This window comes from Paenibacillus sp. GM2FR (assembly GCF_002803325.1).
GTDB classification, from domain to species: Bacteria; Bacillota; Bacilli; order Paenibacillales; family Paenibacillaceae; genus Paenibacillus_AQ; species Paenibacillus_AQ lautus.
This window is the reverse complement of the sequence record NZ_MKZM01000008.1, coordinates 283,132-304,719: the sequence shown is the minus strand read 5'-3', so window position 1 is coordinate 304,719 and position 21,588 is coordinate 283,132. Positions and strand designations below refer to the sequence as shown.

The window sequence follows — 21,588 nt, the reverse complement described above, 5'->3', positions numbered from 1 at the left end:
AAAGACCTGTGATCCCCTCCTTTTTCGGAGGGGAAGCCCAGGACCTCAATTGGCTAAATCAAGCGGTTTTGGCACCGGGGATTGACGATAGATCCGTGCGCCTAAACCTTGGAACATGTTTTCAATACGATCATAACCGCGATCAATATGGTGAACTTGCTCCACCACGGTCGTTCCCTGCGCGGCCAAACCGGCAATGACGAGCGCCGCTCCAGCCCGAAGATCGGTTGCCTCCACAGTAGCTCCATAAATTCTCTGAACGCCGCGTATGAACGCATAGTTCAGATCCGTGGAAATGTCCGCTCCCATACGGGAGAGCTCCTCCACATGCTTGAACCGTCCTTCGAATACCGTCTCTTTCATCACGCTAAATCCGTCCGCCAAGGACAGCAGGACCATGACCTGGGATTGCAAATCCGTCGGGAACGAAGGATACGGTGAAGTCACAATACGTTCTACCGCTTTAGGACGGCTCATACAGCTTATGTTTATTATATCATTGCATATACTGGTTTGAACACCGGCGCGCTTTAGCACATGTATAAGGGAAGTTAAATGAGATGGATTGGTCTTCGTAAGCGTTACACTACCGCGGGTAACTGCCGCTGCTATCATGACGGTGCCAGCTACGATCCGGTCCGGTATGATCTCGTACTCGCAAGGCTCCAGACGCTCCACCCCATGGATCGTGATGGTATCCGTTCCTGCGCCGATAATGTTCGCTCCCATCTTGTTCAGGAAATGCTGAAGGTCCTGAATTTCAGGCTCTCTGGCGGCATTGGTGAGCACCGTTGTGCCAAGCGCCGTTGCTGCTGCCATCATGATGTTCTCCGTTGCCCCTACGCTGGCAAAATCCAGATGAATATCAGTCCCGACCAGCCGGCTTGCCCTGCAATGGATCTTATCGTTACTCTCCTCGATTTCCGCACCAAGCGCCTGCAGCCCCTGAAGATGGAGGTCGATCTTGCGTTCTCCGATCGCGCAGCCTCCAGGCTGATAGATCGTCACTTCACCAAAACGGGCCAGCAGAGGTCCCATCAAAAAGATGGAGGATCGCATCTGCTTCATTAAATCTTCCGGGACATGAAACGAATTGGCAGACGAGGTATCCACGGTAACCGTCTCCAGCTCATGCTTGCATTTGGAGCCAAGACGGCTGAGAATGCTGAGCATCACTTCAATATCCAGCAGGTGCGGGACATTGCTTAACCTTACAGTCCCTTCTGCCAGAAGACTTGCTGCTAGAATAGGTAAAGCTGCATTTTTTGCGCCATGGATACGAATGGTTCCTGATAGGGGCCTTCCACCCTCAATCACCAATTTGTCCAATGTATCACCTCCGAGTTTACCGCTCGCCCAGAACGTACACCTCAGGCACCATATGAATTCCGTTCTTTTCCGAGATGGTTTCCTTGATGCGTTCCATCAAAGCGAGCACGTCCTCTGCTGTCGCTTGACCGGTGTTCTCAATGAAATTGGCATGCTGTAAAGAAACTTCTGCGCCCCCGATCCGTAGGCCCTTAAGACCGGCAGCCTCGATCAACCTCGCGGCATGATCGCCGGGCGGGTTGCGAAACACACTGCCTGCCGTTGCGGATTGGAGCGGCTGTGTACGCCGGCGACGGTCCTTGTAGGAGGCCATAACAGCTGAAATTTCTTTGCGGTCTCCTTGACGGAGCCCAAATACCGCTTCAGTCACAATCCCTTTTCGTTCATGCAGAATGGAGTGTCGGTAATCAAACGCCATATCTTTCGCAGCATACGTAACCAATTCCCCTGTTTCCAGTACAATGTCAGCGGACTTGAATATGCGTGACACATCAGACCCATGGGCACCTGCATTCATGTAGACGGCCCCTCCGACCGATCCAGGAATGCCTCCGGCAAATTCAAGACCGGATAATCCTTCTTTTCCGGCCAGAACACTGAGCTTGACAAAAGACAGACTGCCGCCTGCAGTAACCGTCTCTCCGTCAAAATGAAGCTCTTCAAATCCCTGGCCCAGCTTGATGACCGCTCCCCGAATGCCTTTATCGGCAACCAACATGTTAGAACCGCGGCCCAATTGTGTCCAAGGTATGTGATGGGCATGGAGAAGAGTGACCAGTTCCCTGAGCTGTTCCTTGTTCTCAGGAATAATTAGGCAATCGGCTGGTCCGCCTATTTTCCACGTCGTGTATTTTGCCAGCGGTTCATTCCATAACACTGTTCCGATATTGGCCTCTGATAGTAGCGATTTCCACTGCTGCATTTTAAATAAACCTCCCCTTGACTTTCAAAACCAAAAGGCCATTCCTTCAACTTGATGAAGAGATGGCCGCTGTCAGTAATGCCGGCCTCATGGGTGTGTCACGATTATAGAGTATCTTATGTCAGGCTCCATAGGTGTGTGACAATCGCCCAGCCGTTTTAGCGTTTGCCGGTTAACCGGCGGATTTCTTGAACAATGACGGTAGCCGAATCCGGTTTGCCGAGCTTTTTCGAAGCCGCGGACATCGCCTCTCTTGTAGAGCGACTGGTCATGATCTCCTCAAGCTTTCCGAACAGCGATTCAGCCGTCAAATCCTTTTCAAGAATCATGCTGGATGCGCCCGCTTCCTCCAATTGCCTCGCATTCGCCTCCTGATGGTTATTGGTGACGTTAGGTGAAGGTATAAGTACGGATGGAATGCCAAGCGATGTAATCTCCGCCAGGAATGAAGCTCCTGCACGGTTTACAATCAGCGAAGTAGCCGCAAGCACTTCCGGCATATTATGAACGTATGGCACGATATGAAGTTGATTCGGCATGGTACCGAGCTGCGACAGGATAGATTCCCGCGTGTTCTCAAAATAAGTATCGCCTGTAACAAACACAAAATGTACGCCCGGCAGCTTCTGTATGAACGGCGCCATCCCGATCATCGCGTTATTGATCGCCTTGGCCCCCCGGCTTCCGCCGACGATCAGTACGACCTGGCTGTCCATCGGAATGCCGAGCGTAGCAAATCCACGTTCACGATTGGCGGATAATACCGTTGTCGCACGTGGATTTCCTGTATATACCGTTCTTTTGGCTTTAGGAAAAGAAGACTCTGATCCCTCAAAGCTGACGGCAACCGTATCCGCATATCGACTGAGGAACTGGTTGGTGAGGCCCGGGATCGCATTCTGCTCATGAATCATGGTCGGTATTCCGAGCTTGGCCGCTGCATAAACCACCGGACCGCACACATAACCTCCGGTACCGATCACAACATCGGGTTTAAACTCCTTCAGGAGGGCCTTCGATCGCTTCACGCCTTTGAAAAAACGCATAATGGTCTTCACGTTATCCAGCGACAGCTTGCGCCGGAACCCCGTGATATCGATGCTCTCAAACGGCAGCTTCTCTTGGGGTACCAGCTTGCTTTCGAGACCCCGCTGGCCTCCGATATATAAAAACTCCGTTTTCGGATCTTCCTTTTCACATTGTCTTGCAATGGCAACGGCGGGGTAAATATGCCCCCCCGTTCCGCCGCCGGTCAATACGACACGCATACCCTTCACCTCGCATAACGGGAAATATTTAATAGAATGCCCAGCGCCGTCAGCATCAGCGTCAGTGAGCTGCCTCCGTAACTGATGAGCGGCAGCGTAATCCCTGTCACCGGCATTAAACCGATAACGACACCGATATTGATAACGACCTGGATGGCGACCATGCCTACGATACCAACAGCCAGCAAACTTCCAAAACCATCGGATACGGTCATGGCCACCCTCATGCCCCGCCACACCAAGGCAGCGAACAAGAGCAGGACAATCAAACCGCCAATGAACCCAAGCTCTTCGGCCAAGATCGAAAAAATAAAATCAGTCTGCGGTTCAGGTACATAAGCGTACTTCTGACGGCTCATGCCAAGTCCGAGTCCGCCAAGTCCGCCCGGCCCTATGGCATAGAGGGATTGGATGATCTGATAGCCTGCGCCAAGCGGATCGGACCATGGATCGAGAAATCCGGTTATCCGCTTCAGCCGGTAAGGGGCTGCCAGAATCAAGCCAATGAAACCGGCTACCCCGCCTAATGCGAGAAAGCCCAGATGCTTCATCTGTGCCCCTGCGGTAAATACGATCATCATCGCAGCTCCGAGCATAACGGCACCCGTACCCAAATCAGGCTGCAGCATAATCAATCCGAAGGCCAGTCCGATTAAACCAAGCGGCGGCAAAAGCCCCCTGGTAAAAGACGTAATATCATAATCTTGCTTACTAAGCCAGCGCGATAGAAACAGAATCATGCCCAGCTTCATAAACTCGGAGGGCTGAATGCCGAACGAGCTGATGCCGAGCCAGCTTCTGGCTCCGCCGCGAACAACGCCGACCCCTGGAATAAGTACGATAATCAGCATAAAAAAGCAGACCAGCAGTACAATCTTGCTGTATTTCTTCCAAACCCGATAGTCGATCCTCGATGTGAAATACATGGCAGCAAGCCCCAGACAGGCAAAAAACAGCTGACGCTTCACAAAATAAAACTTATCGCCGTAGTCATGAAAAGCGAGGACGGATCCTGCACTGTATACCATGACGATTCCGATGGCCAGCAGGGCCAAAATACAGATAAGCAGCCACAGATCGGGCGCCTGGCGGTTCTTGTTCATGGAAAGGCCACCTCGTACATCCTTAGTAGGGGCTTATCCACCCCCCTACTTAAAGGTTATGCACCGCCTCTTTAAAAATGCGTCCTCGTACCTCATAGGAAGGAAACATGTCCCAGCTCGCACATGCGGGTGATAGTAGAACAATATCCCCGCTCTCTGCCAGCCCGGCAGCCTTCTGGACAGCCGAGGTCAAAGTCGCGGCGGCGTCCTCTCCATTATCGACGAGGATGATGTCCTTTAATCCGGCTTTGGCAGCAGCATTCGCGATTTTCTCCTTCGTTTCGCCAAGAAGCACAATGGCTTTCACCCTTCCTTGCAAGGAAGGAATCAATTCCTCGTAATCCGACCCACGATCAAGCCCACCTGCGATTAATACGATAGGCTCCTTGAACGAAGTCAATGCCATGTGCGTCGCCTTGGAGTTCGTTGCCTTCGAGTTGTTGTAATAGGATACGCCCTGAAGTTCGGCAACGTATTCCAAGCGGTGTTCAACGCCGCGGAAGCTGGACAAAGCATCTTCCAGCTTATCGGGAGCAACGCCGGCCGCTATCGCAATCGCACAGGCCGCCAATGCATTCCCTACATTAAATCTTCCGGGCAGTCCGATGTTCTCCACACGGATGATCTCATGCGTAAACCCTTCGCCATCTGTATAAATCAGGGTACGTCCCTGATCGTCTTCAATCGAGTCCTGAGCACCGGCAACATATGGCGGCATTACGTGAACCCCTTCACGAAGGCTCTCACTCATCGAAAAAGGCACGATGCGCGCCTTGATATACGGAACAAGGTTTCTGCACACGGGATCATCCCAATTGAGCACAGCGGTATCATCCGCAGTCTGGTTAGCGAACAGCTTGGCTTTGGATGCAACATAATCATCCATACCGCCATGGTAATCAAGATGCGTTTCCGCAATGTTGAGAAGGCAGGCAATGCGCGGCCTGAACTTCTCTGTTCCTTTTAACTGAAAGCTGCTCAGCTCAACAACCATCCAGTTGTTTTCCGTTGCTTCTGCTGCAGCCTCGGATAGAGGCGTGCCGATATTACCGGCTACAATCGGGGAAAGACCTGCGCTTTCCAGCATTTTGCCTACCCAGGTTGTCGTCGTTGTTTTGCCATTCGAGCCCGTAATGCCGATCATCGGAGCTTCACACAGGTGATAGGCGATTTCAACTTCGGTCACGACAGGAATCTTAAGCTCAAGCGCCTTTTGGACAGGCGGGACGGAATACGGAATCCCGGGATTTTTGACAAGAAGCGTCACACCGGGATGAATAAGATCATCGGGATGTCCACCGCAAATAACAGAAATACCCAAAGCCTCGAGCTCCGAAGCTTCAGGACACTGTTCTCTTTCCTTTCTATCGTTCACAATGACGGAGGCACCGGCTTGATGCAGCACTTTAGCTACCTGTACTCCGCTTTTGGCCAGTCCCAGTACGACGATATTCTTATCCCGATAATCATCTAGCTGCTTCATATGTTACAACCCCTTGTTGATATAAAGTCCGAGTCCCGCAAGTATCAGTCCCACGGCCCAAAATGTAAAGACGACGCGCCACTCCGACCACCCGGATAGTTCATAATGGTGATGGATCGGGCTCATTTTGAATATTCGTTTGCCTCTGGTTTTGAAGGAGACCACCTGAAGCACAACGGATAACATCTCAATGACGAATACCCCGCCAATAATGAGGAACAGCAGCTCACTCTTGGTAACGATCGCAATGGCGCCAATAGCACCCCCGATTCCTAAAGACCCCGTGTCTCCCATGAACACCTTGGCAGGGTGAGCGTTAAATACCAGGAAACCGAGAACCGCACCGATCATCGCCGCTGCACAAAATGCCGCCGCGAACGAAGTAGACTGAATGGCCACAATGGCATAAGCGCCGAAGGCAATCGCGCTGACACCGGACAGAAGACCATCCACTCCATCGGTAAAATTGACCGCGTTGCTGATCGCCAGCATCATGACCACGATAAACGGATAGTAGAACCAAGGCCCCCAATCAAAGGACCAATCCATCCCTGGAACGCTTATCGCCGTGCTATGCCCGTTGGAGATCAACAGCCAGCACATAATACCGGAAAACAGAAGCTGTCCAAACAGCTTCTGCCTGGCCGTGAGTCCTAATGATCTGCGAAATACGATCTTAATATAGTCGTCAAGAAAGCCGATCAAACCGAAACCGAGCGTCGCTACGATCATCACATAGAAATCAGTATCGACAGGAGAAAACTTAATATAAGTCAGTGTAAAAGCAAGCAAAATCACAACGCCGCCCATCGTTGGCGTTCCGGCTTTTTTCAAGTGGCTCTGCGGACCGTCACTCCTGACCTGCTGGCCGAACTTCATCCGCCGCAGCAGCGGAATGAGCAGCGGAGCCGATATCACCGCAAGCACAAACGCTACACCGATTGTCAATAACAGCAATTGAAAGTCCATCTGCTCACCCCCTCACTCCGTTGTTGCCGCCAGGCAGGGCCTTCAAGGCGTCAACCACATGTTCCAGCCTCATGCCGCGCGAGGCTTTCACCAATACGATATCCTTCTCCGTTACCCGCTCCAGCAAGGCTTCGATCAGTCTCTCTTTATCCGTAAACGGAAGCACAGCCCCTTCAGGGAAGCGATCTTTCGCTTTCCTCGCCGTGTGAAGCGACAATGGGCCGTAGGTGAACACAAAATCCGCATTGTCCGGAGATAAGTAATCTCCAATCTCGGCATGGAATTCCTCTTCCCGCTGACCAAGTTCCAGCATGTCCCCGAGAACGGCAATTCGTCGGTGGTAGCCTTTCATATCCCCAAGCACGTCCAATGCCGCCTTAACCGCGGTAGGACTGGAATTGTAAGCATCGTTCAGCACGGTGACCCCGAACGCAGTCTCCACGGCTTCGATCCGCATGCTCGACAGCTTCAGATTGGCAAACCCGCTGCGAATCGCTTCATCGCCGATTCCCATATGGGCCGCTACAGCCATCGCCGCCAGCGCGTTGACTACATTATGACGGCCGAGAAGCGGCAGGCTGAAGCCTTCGCCCGCATGCCGGTTCGAAGTGAATATGATTCCTTTTGCATGGAACATGAGTCCCGTCGGATAATCATCATTGGTTTCTTGATTGCCAAACGTAAACGTTCGCAGTCCTTCTGGCTTCACCGTCGTTTCTTCAGCAAGCACCTGACGGATCAACGGTTCGTCCCCGTGATAGATCAGCAAGCCGCCCGGCTTCATGCCGCTGATGATTTCAAGCTTGGCGCGGGCGATTTCCTCACGCGAGCCGAGCTGAAGCATATGCGCTTCCCCTACGTTGGTAATCACCGTCATATCCGGACGCGCAATGGTCGAAAGCAGTTCTATCTCGTGACGTCCGCTCATGCCCATCTCAAGCACGATCATATCGGTATCTTCCTTCATCGCGAGTACGGTTAACGGAAGACCGATATGATTGTTGTAATTGCCTTGCGTCTTGTGAACGTTAAACGTGGTTTCAAGCAGTGCGGAGACCATGTCCTTCACTGTGGTTTTCCCGTTACTGCCGGTAATGCCGATCACCTTTGCGCTGCTTTCGGACAAATAAGCCGCCGCAAGCGACTGGAGCGCCGTTAATGTATCCTCAACGAGAATGAGCGGGAGGTCGGGAATCGGTTGATGATCTCTCTGCCAGAGCACTGCGCCAGCTCCGCTGGCGAGCACGCTCTCCGCGAACTCGTGCCCATCAAATTTCTCGCCCACAATCGGAACAAACAGATTTCCCGGCTGTATGGTTCGGGAGTCGGTACCGACCCCTTGAATGATAATGTTGTCATCTTGGTTACGTGAGAGCGTCCCGCCGCACATGTCGGCGATGCTCTTTAATGATTTATGGATCACTATTGTCTGCCCCTTATCGCGTCTTTGGCTACGATGCGGTCGTCAAAATCTAGCACTTCGCCCGCAATCAGCTGGTAGGTCTCATGACCTTTCCCCGCAATCAATACTACATCGCCCGGGCTTGCCATTTCAATAGCCTTTTCGATCGCTTTCCGGCGATCAACGATGAGCTTGTAGCTTTCTGTTGACACTCCGTCTTCAATCAAGCCGGCTTCGATATCCTTCAGGATCAAATCCGGGTCTTCCGTACGGGGATTATCGGAAGTCACGAATACAACATCGCTATATTTCGCAGCAATTTTACCCATGATCGGCCGTTTGGTCCGATCCCGGTCACCGCCGCAGCCGAATACCGTAAGCACCCGGCCTTCAGCAAATTCATTAACGGTTCGCAGTACATTTTCGAGCCCGTCCGGCGTATGCGCATAATCCACGATCACGGCGTACGGCTGACCTTCATCCACGACCTCAACGCGGCCGTCAACTCCGGGTACGGACTCCAGGCTGTTCTTAATATCCTCGAGCGGGATTCCCTCAAGAAGCGCGGCAGCAATCGCCGCCATCGCGTTATACACGTTGAATTTCCCTACCATTCGAATCGAAATATCCGCACTGCCGCGGAATGTATTCACATGGAACGAGGTGCCTTGAGCGGTGATCGAGATGTTGCTTGCCCGTATATCCGCATCGTCTCCCAAACCATAGGTAATCACTTCCGCCGCGGTCTGCTTGGCAAAATAAGCTGAAGCCTCATCATCCGCATTCAGGACGGCATATTTGCGCGACGATTCATCCTTGGCAAAAGCGTTGCCCAGCCGGGAGAAAAATAACCCTTTGGCCCCGCGGTATTCTTCCATCGTATGATGATAGTCCAGATGATCCTGCGTCAGGTTAGTGAATATAGCTGTCCGGAAATCCGTTCCCTTCACCCGCCCCTGTTCGAGCGCGTGCGAGGATACCTCCATTACGCAGCACTCGGTGCCTGCGTTCGCCATATCGTTCAAATAACGCTGGAGTTCCAGCGCCTCAGGCGTCGTTCTCGGCATCGGGAACGAACGGCCGTCGTATCTCATCTGAATGGTGCCGATCAACCCGGTCTTCAAACCGTAATCGTTCATGATCGACTCAATCAAATACGTTGTTGTGGTCTTGCCGTTCGTTCCGGTCACGCCGATCATCTTCATGCGGGAGCTTGGCTGATTAAAAAAGGCATTCGCCAAACCCGCCATCGCAAAGCGGCTGTCCTTCACAATGACTTGCGGAAGGTCTATCTCAAGCTTCCGCTCAACGACCAAGGCCGCAGCGCCTTGGTCTGCAGCCTGGGCTGCAAACTGGTGTCCATCTACCGTATGGCCCGGCAGACAAATGAACAAATCCCCCGCCTTCACTTGTCTCGAGTCTGTCTCAATCCCTGTTATTTCAACATCTCCGGACCCCTCGATAACAGCAGCAGCCAATACGGATGATAATTGCTTCAATTTCATTTGTTATCCCTCTCTCTATATATCTGCACCATCCGTCCTCACTCGTGAATCGGATGATGCCTTAATGTTCGTGCTTGGATTCCTCCGGATCTTCACCCATATAAATCCGAATGGTGGATCCTCGCTCCACCCGGCTTCCCGGCTTCGGTGCCTGGGAAATGACCGTGTTGCCGGTTCCGGACTTGGCCAGCATGAAATTCATATTCAGGTCCTCATACAGATCCTGAACGGTCGCTCCGACCAGGTTCGGCACAGTCACGGTTGGCGTCTCGCCATATTTGTATTCACGGGCAAGCTGGTCTTTGCGCGGCGGAACATTCATGTAATGCAGCGCATCCTCCAGGATGTTCTGGACGATGGGAGCAGCCACGACTCCACCGAACTGAATGCCCTTCGGGTTATCTACCGCTGTGTACACCACAATCTCAGGATCATCGGCAGGTGCGAATCCGATAAAAGATACGATATGCTCGGTTGAGGAGTATCTGCCGTTAATAACCTTCTGGGCGGTACCCGTCTTCCCTCCGACACGATAACCGTCGATGAAGGCCGGGCGTCCGGTCCCTTTTGCAACGACGCTTTCGAGTGCCTCGCGCACTTGCTTGGACGTTTCTTCCGAAATGACTTGTCTGACGAGCTCCGGCTTGATTTCCTCGACTGTCTCGCCCGTCTCCGGATTGACCCACGCCTTGGCCACATGCGGCTTAAATAATTTGCCGCCGTTAATGGCGGCGGACACTGCAGCAACCTGCTGGATCGGCGTAACCGATACCCCTTGCCCAAATGCCGTTGTTGCCAGCTCAACAGGACCGACCTTATCAAGCTTGAACAGGATGCCATTCTCTTCACCGTTCAAATCGATGCCCGTCTTCGCCCCAAAACCAAAATCGCGGATATACTGGAACAGGCTTTCCTTGCCCAGCTTCTGACCTAACGCCACAAAGCCCGGGTTGCAGGAGTTCTGGACAACCTCCATGAAGGACTGGCTGCCATGGCCGCCTTTTTTCCAGCAGCGCAGTCTCGCTCCACCGACTTCTACCGCTCCACTGTCAAAGAAGTGGTCGTTCTTCAGATCGACCTTGTCCTCTTCAAGGGCAGCGGCAAGCGTAATAATCTTGAACGTCGAGCCCGGCTCATAGGTCATCCAGATCGGCAGGTTGCGATTGTACGTCTCGGCTGAAAACTCCTGGTAATTGGCTGGAGAATAACCCGGCCTGCTGGCCATCGCCAAAATCTCGCCTGTCTTGGGATTCATGGCAATCGACCATGCCCCATTCGCCTGATACTTCACCATGGCCTGGTCAAGCTCCCGCTCCATAATGGACTGTATGGATTTATCGATCGTTAGCTCCAGGTTCAGACCATCACGAGGCTCGACATACTTTTCCGAGGAGCCCGGCATGATTCTTCCGCCTGCATCGGACAGATAGGATATTCCGCCTTCGAAGCCTTTCAGCTTATCGTCATGCATGGCTTCCAAGCCGGTAAGTCCCTGGCTGTAGGCCCCCGTGAACCCCAAAATATGGGCTGCGAGATCGCCATAGGGATAATACCGTTTGTTATCCTCAGCAACAACGATACCCGGCAGCTTCAAATCACGAATTTCCTGAGCCAGCTCCATCGTAATTTTTCGTCCACCGGGATTTATCCGTTCCAACCTCGAACGTTTCGTAATGATTTTCTTGATATCGGCTTTGTCCATGCTGATAAGCCCAGCCAAGGTTTCGGCCGTATGGTCCGGATCTTTGATTTGTACGGGAATCGCCCAAATGGTCGGTGTCGTTATATTCGTAACCAATGCGGTTCCGTTACGATCCAAAATCTCACCACGCTGTGCCGCAAACGGAATGTCGCGGCGCCAAAGATCCTCCGCCTTCGCCGACAGCTCCGCGCCTTTCCCAATCTGCACATAAGCCAGTCTGATGATCAGTGCAGAGAACAGCAGGAGCAGCAGCAGCAGGCTCCAGAGCAGTCTTCTCCGCTGCGATACCTTGGATACTTTCACCTAAGCTTCCCTCCCTGTTTGAACCCGAAAGCTCATGATATGCGTTCTTCACATGAGTATTCGGGACAAACCCGGGTTAGAACAAGCTATTCCCCTTCTGTATTGCCTTGCCCTTGGTCGGTTGCCTCGGCATCGTTATCGGCAGTTCCTTCCGACTCTTTTCCACCGGTTTCTTCCCCGTTCGCATTTTCGGTGCCAACGGAGGAAGTTTCATCGGAACTGCTCTTTCCCGTTATCAACTCTTGAGCCGATTTGAGGGTCAAATGTACGGTTCGCTGACCATTCTCGGTCGTTTCCAATTGTTCAGCAACGTAGCCTTCACCTTGTACACTTACCTTCACCTTCATCAAGGTGAGTACTTCCATGGCATCCCGGAGGGATTCCCCCTGTAAGTGCGGGATTTCCATGGATGCATTGTCCTCGGTGATTAGATAGATATTCTGTCCGCTGCTCAAAGGCACACCAGCAGGCGGATACTGTTGCTTAACCGTGCTGCCGCTCCCCAGCGTTTCGAAAGTCATGCCCTCGTCAAGCAGCTTGGTCTTCACTTCGCTGACTTTCATGCCCTTCAAGTTAGGAGATATGCGAGCATTATCCGGAATCGTCGCTATTTTGGACTTGTCTGATTGCTGGGTCGTATTCGATTTAGGGACACCCCAGTATGTTAGTGTCTTTGATACAATCTCTTTAAATATCGGAGCAGCCAATGCACCGCCACCTTGTTCATCATTCGCTTCGTCAATAATGACCAGTACGGCTATCTTCGGATTTTCCACAGGTGCATAGCCGATGAATGAAACAATTTGTTTGGAACGATCTGCGTATCCGCCATTGGATTTAATCGCGGTTCCTGTTTTCCCTGCTACACGGTAACCATCGATATACGCTTTTCTACCCGTACCAATTGATTGGTCCGCAACAACCTGTTCCAGATACTTACCTGTCTCTTTGGCTGCTTCTGGAGAAATAACTTGCCGAATCATTTCCGGCTCAATCTTCTCAATCTTGCCCGTATTCGGATCCTCGATTTCCTTCACCATGTGCGGTTTCATCAATTTACCGCCATTCGCTACGGCCGAGATCGCAGCGATTTGCTGAATGGGCGTTACCGAAACGGCATAACCGTAGGTCATGGTTGAAATATCGGAATCATAAGTCATATTAAGACTACCCAGAATCTCACCCGGAAGATCGATGTCGGTCTTCTCCGTAAACCCAAACTCCTTGATGTAATTGGTGAAACGCTCCTTGCCCAGCATTTCGAATCCAAGCTTAACAAAGGCCACGTTACTGGACCTCTTAACACCTTCCAGATAAGAGATCGGCCCCCACCCTACGCTATTAATGTCTCGGTGGGTTCTTCCCCCTACCCGAATGGAACCGGATTGGTAGGCAGCATTCGGATTAAACAGCTTTTCCTGCACGGCGCTTGCCAGGGTTACGATTTTAAAGGTGGAGCCAGGTTCATATCTTGAACTTACGGCATGATTGATAAAACTCTTTTGATTCCATTCCGAATATGTATTGGGATCAAAAGTCGGCATGTTGGCCATCCCCAGTATTTCCATCGTGTTCGGATCCGCTGCGATTACCGTCATACTGATTGGTTTATATTGGTTATACGTGTCGCGCATCGCTTCCTCGATATAATACTGGATTGTATCGTCGGTCGTCAGCACTAAATTTTTCCCATTTATTGCAGGCTGGTATAAATCGTCTTCACTCGGCAGCTTGACCCCCTTCTTGTCACTCTTGTAAGAAGCGAATCCGTCGGTTCCCTTCAGGAACTCATCATAACGTTGCTCAATGCCTCCGATTCCCTTACCCTGACGATCGGTATAACCCAAAATATGTGCAGCCAATGTCTCTTTGGGATAAAATCGTTTGGACTCTCGCTGAAAGCCTATGCCCGAATCGGGAACTTTACCGGCAGCCTTTAATTTTTGATTCAAGCTTTCACTAAACGCTTTAACCTCTTCCATCTTCTCCTGGTCAATCTTCCATCCTTCGCTGCGGACTTCGCGGCCCTTGAGGTATTCCCCCTTATCGTCTTTAGCCTTAACCAGTTCACGGAGTTCGTCCTCATCCTTGCTAAGAATCTCATGCAGCCCTTTAACTACCTCATTCTCCAAGCCGTTAGCCTGAATGACCGCAGGGTTCACAATGACCGTAAAGGCAGGCGCGTCCATAGCAAGAATATCGCCGTCCCGGTCCGTAATCGTTCCTCGCGTGGCCGGAAGATCCTGTTTTCGCGACCATTTCGATAAAGCTTGTTCCTTCCAGAAGTCGTTATCGATCACCTGCAGCCAAAACACCCGACCAATCAATAAAGCAAAAAAGAGGGTTATACATCCCCCTATTAGCACGGTACGCAGTTTGATTTTTTTTATCATCGGTCAAAACCTCACACTTCAATCATTTTGTCCCGAGTCCGAATTCTGTGTCTCGGATGACCCCGAGACGGGTGATAGCTGGATCGTATGGTTGTCCTCAATAGGGACATACCCCAACTCTTTCGCCTTGTCCAATATTTGCGTCTCCAGTGTTTGCTTTTCCACCTGAAGCTGATCAATATCTCGTTTCGCCTTGACTATTTTATTGTCGGTATCATGGATCTGCCGGTTCAAATCATAGGAATGAACATGACTCATGCCAATGACGCCCATGATGGCTACCACAAACACCACGGACAACAAATACAACAGCTTTTCTTTTTGCGGAAGCTGGGAACGACGCTTGACGACTTTTGTCTTCTCAAGATAAGCGGACTGCTGCGTTTCCTTCTGTCTCTCCTGTACGGCTAAATTGCCGCGCGTGTAAGCCATAGCTGATTCTCCTTCTTTCAGGGATTTTATGTTTCTACAGTTTCTCCGCAATCCGCAGTTTTGCCGAACGCGCCCTTGGATTACTCTCAATCTCTTCCGCCGATGGGATCAGCGGTTTGCGGTTAACCAGCTTCAGATCACCTTGGCCGCCTCCGCATACACACATCGGAAAATCCGGGGGGCACGTACACTTGGGAATATAGCTGTTAAAAATCTGTTTGCATATTCGGTCTTCGAGCGAGTGAAATGTGATAACCGAGACTCTTCCTCCTGGTGCAAGACATCTCACAGCTTGGTGAAGCGCGTCTTTGAATGCGCCAAGCTCATCATTTACTGCAATGCGAAACGCTTGAAAGCTTCGTTTAGCTGGGTGGCCGCCCGTTCTCCGAGCTGCGGCCGGAATCCCTTCCTTAATCATTTCGACAAGCTCGCCGGTTGTCTGAATAGGACTCTGTGCCCTTCTTTCAACAATGACCTTGGCAATTCGCCTTGAAAATTTCTCTTCGCCGTATTCATACAATATTCGTGCGATTTCCTGTTCCGGCCATTCGTTTACAATTTTGGCTGCGGTAAGCTCAGCGGACTGATCCATCCGCATATCCAGCGGGGCATCGTGATTGTAACTAAACCCTCTCTCCCCTTCATCGAACTGCGGTGAGGATACGCCCAAATCGAACAGTATACCGTCAACTTGCGGCTGCCCGTTCTCGTCAACCTCCACTTCGTTTCGGAGCACCTCCTCCAAATCACGAAAATTGGTTTTGACGAGAGTAATCCGGTCCACATAAGGCTTCATGGCTTCCCGGGCGTTATTCAATGCCCAATCGTCCTGATCCAATGCGATTAACCGGCCTTTTGAACTTAGTTGGGAAGCAATAAGCGAGCTGTGCCCCGCTCCCCCGAGCGTACAGTCAACATATATACCGTCTGGTTTGATGCGCAGCCCTTCTGTCGCTTCTTGCTTAAGCACTGTGATGTGATGGAACAAAGCTGCAGCCCTCCATTGTGTCTCATTCATGATTTTAAGTGTAACTTGTCCATTTCAATACGATGTTCCTACGCTTGTCATAAATCAAAATCAAAGTCTACCAGCTTCTCAGCAATGTCGTTGAATGCTTCCTCCGACTGCTGATAGTAATTCTGCCACTGCTCCTTGCTCCAGATCTCCACTCGGCTCGATACGCCGATGACGACGCATTCCTTCTCGAGCTTGGCGAACTCGCGCAAATTGCCCGGCAAATTTACCCTTCCCTGTTTATCCCATTCACATTCCGTCGCCCCGGAGAAAAAAAACCGTGTAAATGCGCGTGCATCCGACTTCATGAGTGGGAGGGATTTGAGCTTCTGTTCCATGATGGCCCATTCATCTTTGGGGTATACAAAGAGGCAATTGTCCAATCCGCGGGTTACGATAAACGAGGTGCCCAGGAGGTCACGAAACTTAGCAGGGATAATGATTCTCCCCTTATCGTCGATGCTATGTTGAAACTCCCCCATGAACATCAGGCACTCCACCCCTTAACCCCGATTCCCCACTTTGCACCACTTTCCACCACTTTAGGATAATAGATTCGGCGTCAAGAATCAAATACCTTCTAACGACTAGTTGTTTTTTTGGAACTTTCTCTCAGAACAATCGCATAAAAAACCTCCTTTCATCCCGCTCGGGGATGGAAAGGAGGTTTGGAAATGATCTAAAGCTGCTGCTGTTTAGTGCTGAGCCCAGCTGTCCAAGTACGACTTCTGTTCAGCGCTCAGGCTGTCGATGGCAATACCTAGACTTTCCAGTTTGTATAAGGCAACCTGTTCATCCAATTCGTAAGGAACATTAACTACGCGGTTACCGATGCTCTTGTACTGATCATTCACGTGTTTGAGCGACAAGGCCTGAAGCGCAAACGTCATATCCATAATTTCTGCCGGATGTCCGTCACCTGCCGCCAGATTTACCAAACGGCCTTCGGCAAGCAAATAAATCTTACGGCCATCTTTCAGATGATATTCTTCGATATTGCGCCGAACCGTCCGAACCGATTGAGAACGTTCTGATAAATCCGGTTTATTGACTTCCACGTCGAAGTGACCGGCATTGGATAAAATGGCACCGTCCTTCATGACATCAAAGTCTTCCCCACTGATGACATCGCGGTTACCCGTGACGGTCACAAAGAAGTCTCCCAATTTGGCTGCTTCGCGCATTGGCATAACGCGGAAGCCGTCCATATAAGCCTCAACGGCCTTAATCGCATCAATCTCGGTCACAATGACGTTGGCTCCAAGGCCTTTGGCACGCATGGCCACGCCCTTGCCGCACCAGCCATACCCTACGACAACGACCGTCTTGCCTGCAACCACCAGGTTGGTCGTCCGGTTAATTCCATCCCAGACTGATTGTCCGGTACCGTAACGGTTATCAAACAAGTATTTGCAATATGCATCATTCACGGCAACCATCGGAAATTTCAGAGAGCCTTCTTTCTCCAAAGATTTCAGGCGCAGGATGCCTGTCGTTGTCTCTTCCGCTCCGCCTCGAATTCCTTCAAGCAGATCCGTACGCTCGGAGTGCAGGATCGTTACGAGATCCCCGCCATCGTCGATGATCAGATCCGGTCTGGTTTCCAGTGTTGAAATGAGGTGCTGCTTGTATTCCTCAGGATCCGGGTTATATTTGGCAAACACCGTGATCCCGTCTTCTACCAAAGCGGCACATACATCATCTTGAGTGGACAACGGATTACTGCCCGTAATCGTCACTTCGGCTCCGCCAGCCTGAATGACTTTCGCCAGATATGCGGTCTTGGCTTCCAGATGCAAGGAGATGGCGACTTTCAATCCTTTGAATGGCTGTTCTTTCTCGAATTGTTCACGCACCCGGTTCAGTACCGGCATATGTGCCTGGACCCAATCAATTTTCAGATGACCTTCCGGTGCCAGTTTCAAGTCGGTAATATTGCTGGTTTGTATTGATGATGAGCTCATTTAACAGCCTCCTATGATCTGATGATTGAATTCCTGATCGTTATACGTAAATGACCCTGTGAATGCCCGAAGCTTCGTAAGGGATTTCCATCAGGCGATCCACCAGATTCAATCCATAACGATTCATGTATTCCAGGATGTTGTACACCCTCTCCTGAGGTTTCCCTTCCGGCAGCAGTGTCTGTTCAATGCGCTTCCACTGTGCCAGTGCGGCCTCATGCTGCTGTTCCAAGGCATTCCGGGATTTACTTAACAGGTAATCCATCTGCTCCAATATTTTATCTTTATTGGTTAGACCTAATTTTAACAGTCCACTTTGCATTTTGCCAAGATCTTCTATTAAAGGCTGATACAATGCTTCAAATTGTTCCCGGGTTTGACTGAATCGTTCTTCCAGATTCAACTCATCCTTGCTGGCAAGCCAAGCCTCACGCTTTTCAGACAAGCGAAGCTGAACATCCTCGAAGGACAATCCGTATTTCTCCATAAGCTTATGGACGGTTCCATCTACGATGGAGAATGACATTCTCGGGATGATCAACGGCATCTGCAAACCCAAGTCGGTAAATGCATAGCGTGTAATCGCCCAATAGGAAATCTCGCCTGGACCGAGTATCGTCCCGAGAACGGGCAGCAGCGAATCCTGCATGATCGGACGGGTCAGCACATTGTTGCTGAAGCGTTCAGGATGCTGATGCAAATCCTGAAGCAGTTCTTCTTCCGTCAGCTTAACGATGCCTTTCCGGTCTGAGAATACATGTCCTTCTCGGTAAAGCAGCAAGCGTCTGCCTTCATGCAAGTAGAACAAGTTGGCCCCATTCTCGGATACATCAGCCTGGACTTCGTAACCCCGTCCCGCGATATCCCTTGCCGCCTGCTGGTACGAAAGTCCCAGGGTTTCGTTGCGGGTAATCAGCGATTCGAATATGGGCACTTCCAACGCCCGAAGTCCCGGGTCGGCGGAATCCAGGAGTATTAGCCCATATTTGCCGAACATACAGCTGATTAGTTTAGCGAATGCCTCGCTGAGCCCAGCCGAACCGTGAAGCGATTCCTTCGCCATTTTCAGCAGATCGGCCTTATATTCGCTGTCTGCCAACTGGGTCTGGAGTGCTGCCAGCATCGCATTCCAATCTTCCGCAGCAACGTCGGTATAACTAACCGACGTCCTGAGTCCGTCCTTGGCATCAAGCTTGATCTTGGACAGCTGCTGATCCTGACTCAGAAAGTACGTATGGTTGACTTCATCCCAATCATGGTCCTCCCCGGCGATCCAAAATACAGGCACGACAGGACGATTCAAGCGCTCTTCCGCTTCGCGGGCCGCTTGAATGACGGTAATTGCTTTATATATGACAAGCAGTGGTCCGGTGAACAAACCGCTTTGTTGTCCACCAACCATGGTAACCGTTCCTGGCTGCTCCAGAAGTTGAAGGGATTTATGTACAGCGGGATGATCATTGTGTTTCTGATTGTACGTCCGAAGACAATCCGCCAGCGCTTTACGCTGAATTCGTTTGTCTTCCGAAAGATCCAGCCATTGTACCCGTTCTGCATAGCTGTGCTCGCCGCGGTAATCTTCACCGTAGAACCCGCTTACCCGGTCGAAATGATGAATATAATCCTGAGCGAGACGCGAAGCGAGGGATAATGGTTCCGGAACGATATTCATGAGGTATGCCTCCTATTCTACGTCGCAACCAAATCTAGATTGTGCATGGAATTTAATTTCTTCTATATCATTTTGCCTTTCTTGATTGTACCGAATGTTGGCATTCTGCGTCAAAGGAAAAGAATAGCCGCCGGCACGATGCCAGCGGCTATTCTTGAAGCAGCTTCCTCATATTGAGGTTCGTTTACTCAAGCGTAGGCTTTTGCAACCCAGTGTCCTTTGGACACTTCAACCAATTCCGAATCCTTCACGTCCAGTTGAACCGTTCCGTCTTCGCCTTTGGCGGCCGAGATCGGACCCTGCGTATCGTCTTCCAGCTTGAGACGCTTTTTGTTAGCCTCAATTTCCGGATCCGGAATCGGAATCGCGGACAGCAAGGTTTTAGTGTAAGGATGGATCGGATTCGCATACAGCTCTTCACTGTCTGCCAGTTCCACCATTTTGCCCAAGTACATAACCGCTACCCGGTCACTGATATGCTTGACCATGGACAGGTCATGCGCAATGAAGAGATAGGTCAGGCCAAGACGATCCTGCAAATCCTTGAGCAGGTTGACCACCTGCGCCTGAATCGAAACGTCAAGCGCCGAGATCGGCTCGTCACATATGATAAATTTAGGGTTTACCGCAAGAGCACGTGCAATCCCGATCCGTTGACGCTGACCGCCCGAGAATTCATGCGGGTAACGTGTGGAGTGGTCACTATTCAAGCCGACCATATCCAGCAGTTCCTCAATCCGCTTCTTGCGTTCAGCCCGGCTGCCGGCCATTCCGTGAATATCCAAAGCTTCTCCGATAATATCCGACACCGTAAATCTTGGATTCAGCGAGGCATACGGATCCTGGAAGATCATCTGCATATCGCGGCGCATCGCCTTCATCTTGCCCGGAGACAGCTTGTAAATATCCGTTCCGTTAAAATTAACGCTTCCAGCCGTGGGTTCATAGAGACGGAGAATCGTCCGTCCTGCTGTTGATTTACCACAACCCGACTCACCCACCATGCCAAGCGTTTCGCCTTCACGAATATAGAAGTTCAGATCGTCAACCGCTTTAAGAACCTGGCCTTTGCCTACGTTGAAATACTTCTTCAGGCCCTTTACCTCAATCAAGTGGTTATCCTTCATGAACCTTGCGCCTCCTTCGCCATCGGATGCAGATTCCAGCAGCGCGCCATGTGCGTGTCGCTGAATTCTGTTGCGCCCGGATCCACTCGTTCACAAATTCGCATAGCTTCATCACAGCGGGCGGCGAACGGACAGCCTACAGGCGGTTTAATAAGGTCCGGAGGTGTTCCGATAATCGGAATCAGCGGTTCGTCTTTCTTCTGATCCAGACGCGGCATGGAACGAAGCAATCCTTTGGTGTAAGGATGCTGCGGATTTTTGAAAATCTCCCATTTCGTTCCCGTTTCCACCACTTCACCTGCATACATCACGATGACACGGTCACACATGCCGGCCACAACGCCGAGATCATGCGTGATCAGAATGATCGAGGTGCCCAAGCGTTCCTGCATTTCCTTCATAACATCCATAATCTGTGCCTGAATGGTCACGTCGAGTGCTGTCGTCGGTTCGTCCGCAATCAGCAGGGTCGGCTTACATGCAAGCGCAATGGCAATCATCGCACGCTGCCGCATACCGCCGGAGAATTCATGCGGATACTGATTGAAGCGCTCCTCCGCATTTTTGATACCTACCAGCTTCAGCATTTCAATGGCGTGCTTTTTGGCTTCGGAGAAAGACATCCCCTGGTGCTTAATCAGCACCTCCGTGATTTGTTTACCTATTCTAATGGTCGGATTCAGCGACGTCATCGGATCCTGAAAAATCATCCCAATATCCTTACCGCGAATCGCTTCCATCTGTTTATTCGTTTTTTTGAGAAGGTCTTGTCCTTGGAAAATGACCTCACCCTTTTTTATTTCTGAGGGCGGGGACGGAATCAATCGCATAATGGTCTGGGCGGTAACACTTTTACCGCTTCCGGACTCACCGACGATGGCAACCGTCTCCCCCTTGCCGACTTCAAAATTCATGCCGCGGACTGCCTTTACTTCACCGCCGCGAACACGAAACGATACGTTGAGGTCCTTCACCTGCAAGATCGGTTCCATACCTTCC

The 21,588-nt window shown here is 51.0% G+C and carries 17 protein-coding genes; all 17 read right to left on the bottom strand.

The genetic code is table 11. From position 1 onward, the window contains the following. Positions 1 to 45: 45 nt before the first annotated feature. The gene (gene murA / locus PAEVO_RS01435) at positions 46 to 1,329 is read right to left on the bottom strand and encodes a UDP-N-acetylglucosamine 1-carboxyvinyltransferase (protein ID WP_071222989.1); all 1,284 of its coding nucleotides are present in this window, start codon (positions 1,327 to 1,329) and stop codon (positions 46 to 48) included. 16 nt (positions 1,330 to 1,345) lie between these two features. Next, complete coding sequence (gene murB / locus PAEVO_RS01430) at positions 1,346 to 2,251, bottom strand: UDP-N-acetylmuramate dehydrogenase (RefSeq protein ID WP_100535960.1); 906 nt, start codon at positions 2,249 to 2,251, stop codon at positions 1,346 to 1,348. A gap of 158 nt (positions 2,252 to 2,409) precedes the next feature. Beyond that, positions 2,410 to 3,519, bottom strand: a complete 1,110-nt coding sequence (gene murG, locus PAEVO_RS01425) for an undecaprenyldiphospho-muramoylpentapeptide beta-N-acetylglucosaminyltransferase (RefSeq protein WP_100535959.1) — start codon at positions 3,517 to 3,519, stop codon at positions 2,410 to 2,412. A 5-nt stretch (positions 3,520 to 3,524) separates the two neighbouring features. Next, entirely contained in the window at positions 3,525 to 4,622 is a 1,098-nt protein-coding gene (spoVE, locus tag PAEVO_RS01420; protein ID WP_100535958.1) for a stage V sporulation protein E, read from the bottom strand. 49 nt (positions 4,623 to 4,671) lie between these two features. Further along, positions 4,672 to 6,105: a UDP-N-acetylmuramoyl-L-alanine--D-glutamate ligase gene (murD, locus tag PAEVO_RS01415; protein ID WP_100535957.1), complete on the bottom strand. Its 1,434-nt coding sequence runs from the start codon at positions 6,103 to 6,105 to the stop codon at positions 4,672 to 4,674. Between the two features lie 3 nt (positions 6,106 to 6,108). Next, positions 6,109 to 7,074: a phospho-N-acetylmuramoyl-pentapeptide-transferase gene (gene mraY, locus PAEVO_RS01410; protein ID WP_100535956.1), complete on the bottom strand. Its 966-nt coding sequence runs from the start codon at positions 7,072 to 7,074 to the stop codon at positions 6,109 to 6,111. A gap of 4 nt (positions 7,075 to 7,078) precedes the next feature. After that, positions 7,079 to 8,497, bottom strand: coding sequence for a UDP-N-acetylmuramoyl-tripeptide--D-alanyl-D-alanine ligase (locus PAEVO_RS01405; RefSeq protein ID WP_100535955.1), 1,419 nt, complete (start codon positions 8,495 to 8,497; stop codon positions 7,079 to 7,081). Then, positions 8,497 to 9,981 (bottom strand): UDP-N-acetylmuramoyl-L-alanyl-D-glutamate--2,6-diaminopimelate ligase, encoded by a 1,485-nt coding sequence (locus tag PAEVO_RS01400; protein ID WP_100535954.1) that lies wholly within the window; start codon positions 9,979 to 9,981, stop codon positions 8,497 to 8,499. Before PAEVO_RS01400 ends, PAEVO_RS01405 begins: the two co-directional genes overlap by 1 nt. Positions 9,982 to 10,042: 61 nt before the next feature. Beyond that, the gene (locus PAEVO_RS01395) at positions 10,043 to 11,986 is read right to left on the bottom strand and encodes a stage V sporulation protein D (RefSeq protein ID WP_100535953.1); all 1,944 of its coding nucleotides are present in this window, start codon (positions 11,984 to 11,986) and stop codon (positions 10,043 to 10,045) included. Between the two features lie 86 nt (positions 11,987 to 12,072). Beyond that, positions 12,073 to 14,379 carry a penicillin-binding transpeptidase domain-containing protein gene (locus PAEVO_RS01390; protein WP_100535952.1) on the bottom strand — a complete coding sequence of 769 codons (2,307 nt, stop codon included), beginning with the start codon at positions 14,377 to 14,379 and terminating at the stop codon, positions 12,073 to 12,075. Positions 14,380 to 14,397: 18 nt separating this feature from the next. Then, positions 14,398 to 14,811 carry a cell division protein FtsL gene (locus tag PAEVO_RS01385; protein WP_100535951.1) on the bottom strand — a complete coding sequence of 138 codons (414 nt, stop codon included), beginning with the start codon at positions 14,809 to 14,811 and terminating at the stop codon, positions 14,398 to 14,400. A 34-nt stretch (positions 14,812 to 14,845) separates the two neighbouring features. Further along, the gene (rsmH, locus tag PAEVO_RS01380) at positions 14,846 to 15,799 is read right to left on the bottom strand and encodes a 16S rRNA (cytosine(1402)-N(4))-methyltransferase RsmH (RefSeq protein ID WP_100535950.1); all 954 of its coding nucleotides are present in this window, start codon (positions 15,797 to 15,799) and stop codon (positions 14,846 to 14,848) included. 77 nt (positions 15,800 to 15,876) lie between these two features. Then, entirely contained in the window at positions 15,877 to 16,314 is a 438-nt protein-coding gene (gene mraZ / locus PAEVO_RS01375; protein WP_009590832.1) for a division/cell wall cluster transcriptional repressor MraZ, read from the bottom strand. A 207-nt stretch (positions 16,315 to 16,521) separates the two neighbouring features. Then, a complete protein-coding gene (locus PAEVO_RS01370; RefSeq protein ID WP_100535949.1) occupies positions 16,522 to 17,790 on the bottom strand; it encodes an adenosylhomocysteinase in 1,269 nt (422 codons plus the stop codon). A 40-nt stretch (positions 17,791 to 17,830) separates the two neighbouring features. Next, a complete protein-coding gene (gene bshC / locus PAEVO_RS01365; RefSeq protein WP_100535948.1) occupies positions 17,831 to 19,462 on the bottom strand; it encodes a bacillithiol biosynthesis cysteine-adding enzyme BshC in 1,632 nt (543 codons plus the stop codon). Between the two features lie 188 nt (positions 19,463 to 19,650). Further along, the gene (locus PAEVO_RS01360; protein WP_100535947.1) at positions 19,651 to 20,589 is read right to left on the bottom strand and encodes an ABC transporter ATP-binding protein; all 939 of its coding nucleotides are present in this window, start codon (positions 20,587 to 20,589) and stop codon (positions 19,651 to 19,653) included. After that, a complete protein-coding gene (locus PAEVO_RS01355; RefSeq protein WP_076320625.1) occupies positions 20,586 to 21,581 on the bottom strand; it encodes an ABC transporter ATP-binding protein in 996 nt (331 codons plus the stop codon). The genes PAEVO_RS01360 and PAEVO_RS01355 overlap by 4 nt, the downstream gene beginning before the upstream one ends. Positions 21,582 to 21,588 lie beyond the last annotated feature (7 nt).

Excerpts from the sequence above, each read along its gene's own strand:
- murB (WP_100535960.1), bottom strand. The coding sequence starts at position 2,251 with ATGCAGCAGTGGAAATCGCTACTATCAGAGGCCAATATCGGAACAGTG.
- murG (WP_100535959.1), bottom strand. The coding sequence starts at position 3,519 with ATGCGTGTCGTATTGACCGGCGGCGGAACGGGGGGGCATATTTACCCC.
- spoVE (WP_100535958.1), bottom strand. The coding sequence starts at position 4,622 with ATGAACAAGAACCGCCAGGCGCCCGATCTGTGGCTGCTTATCTGTATT.
- murD (WP_100535957.1), bottom strand. The coding sequence starts at position 6,105 with ATGAAGCAGCTAGATGATTATCGGGATAAGAATATCGTCGTACTGGGA.
- mraY (WP_100535956.1), bottom strand. The coding sequence starts at position 7,074 with ATGGACTTTCAATTGCTGTTATTGACAATCGGTGTAGCGTTTGTGCTT.
- PAEVO_RS01400 (WP_100535954.1), bottom strand. The coding sequence starts at position 9,981 with ATGAAATTGAAGCAATTATCATCCGTATTGGCTGCTGCTGTTATCGAG.
- PAEVO_RS01390 (WP_100535952.1), bottom strand. The coding sequence starts at position 14,379 with ATGATAAAAAAAATCAAACTGCGTACCGTGCTAATAGGGGGATGTATA.
- PAEVO_RS01385 (WP_100535951.1), bottom strand. The coding sequence starts at position 14,811 with ATGGCTTACACGCGCGGCAATTTAGCCGTACAGGAGAGACAGAAGGAA.
- mraZ (WP_009590832.1), bottom strand. The coding sequence starts at position 16,314 with ATGTTCATGGGGGAGTTTCAACATAGCATCGACGATAAGGGGAGAATC.
- PAEVO_RS01370 (WP_100535949.1), bottom strand. The coding sequence starts at position 17,790 with ATGAGCTCATCATCAATACAAACCAGCAATATTACCGACTTGAAACTG.
- bshC (WP_100535948.1), bottom strand. The coding sequence starts at position 19,462 with ATGAATATCGTTCCGGAACCATTATCCCTCGCTTCGCGTCTCGCTCAG.
- PAEVO_RS01360 (WP_100535947.1), bottom strand. The coding sequence starts at position 20,589 with ATGAAGGATAACCACTTGATTGAGGTAAAGGGCCTGAAGAAGTATTTC.
- PAEVO_RS01355 (WP_076320625.1), bottom strand. The coding sequence starts at position 21,581 with ATGGAACCGATCTTGCAGGTGAAGGACCTCAACGTATCGTTTCGTGTT.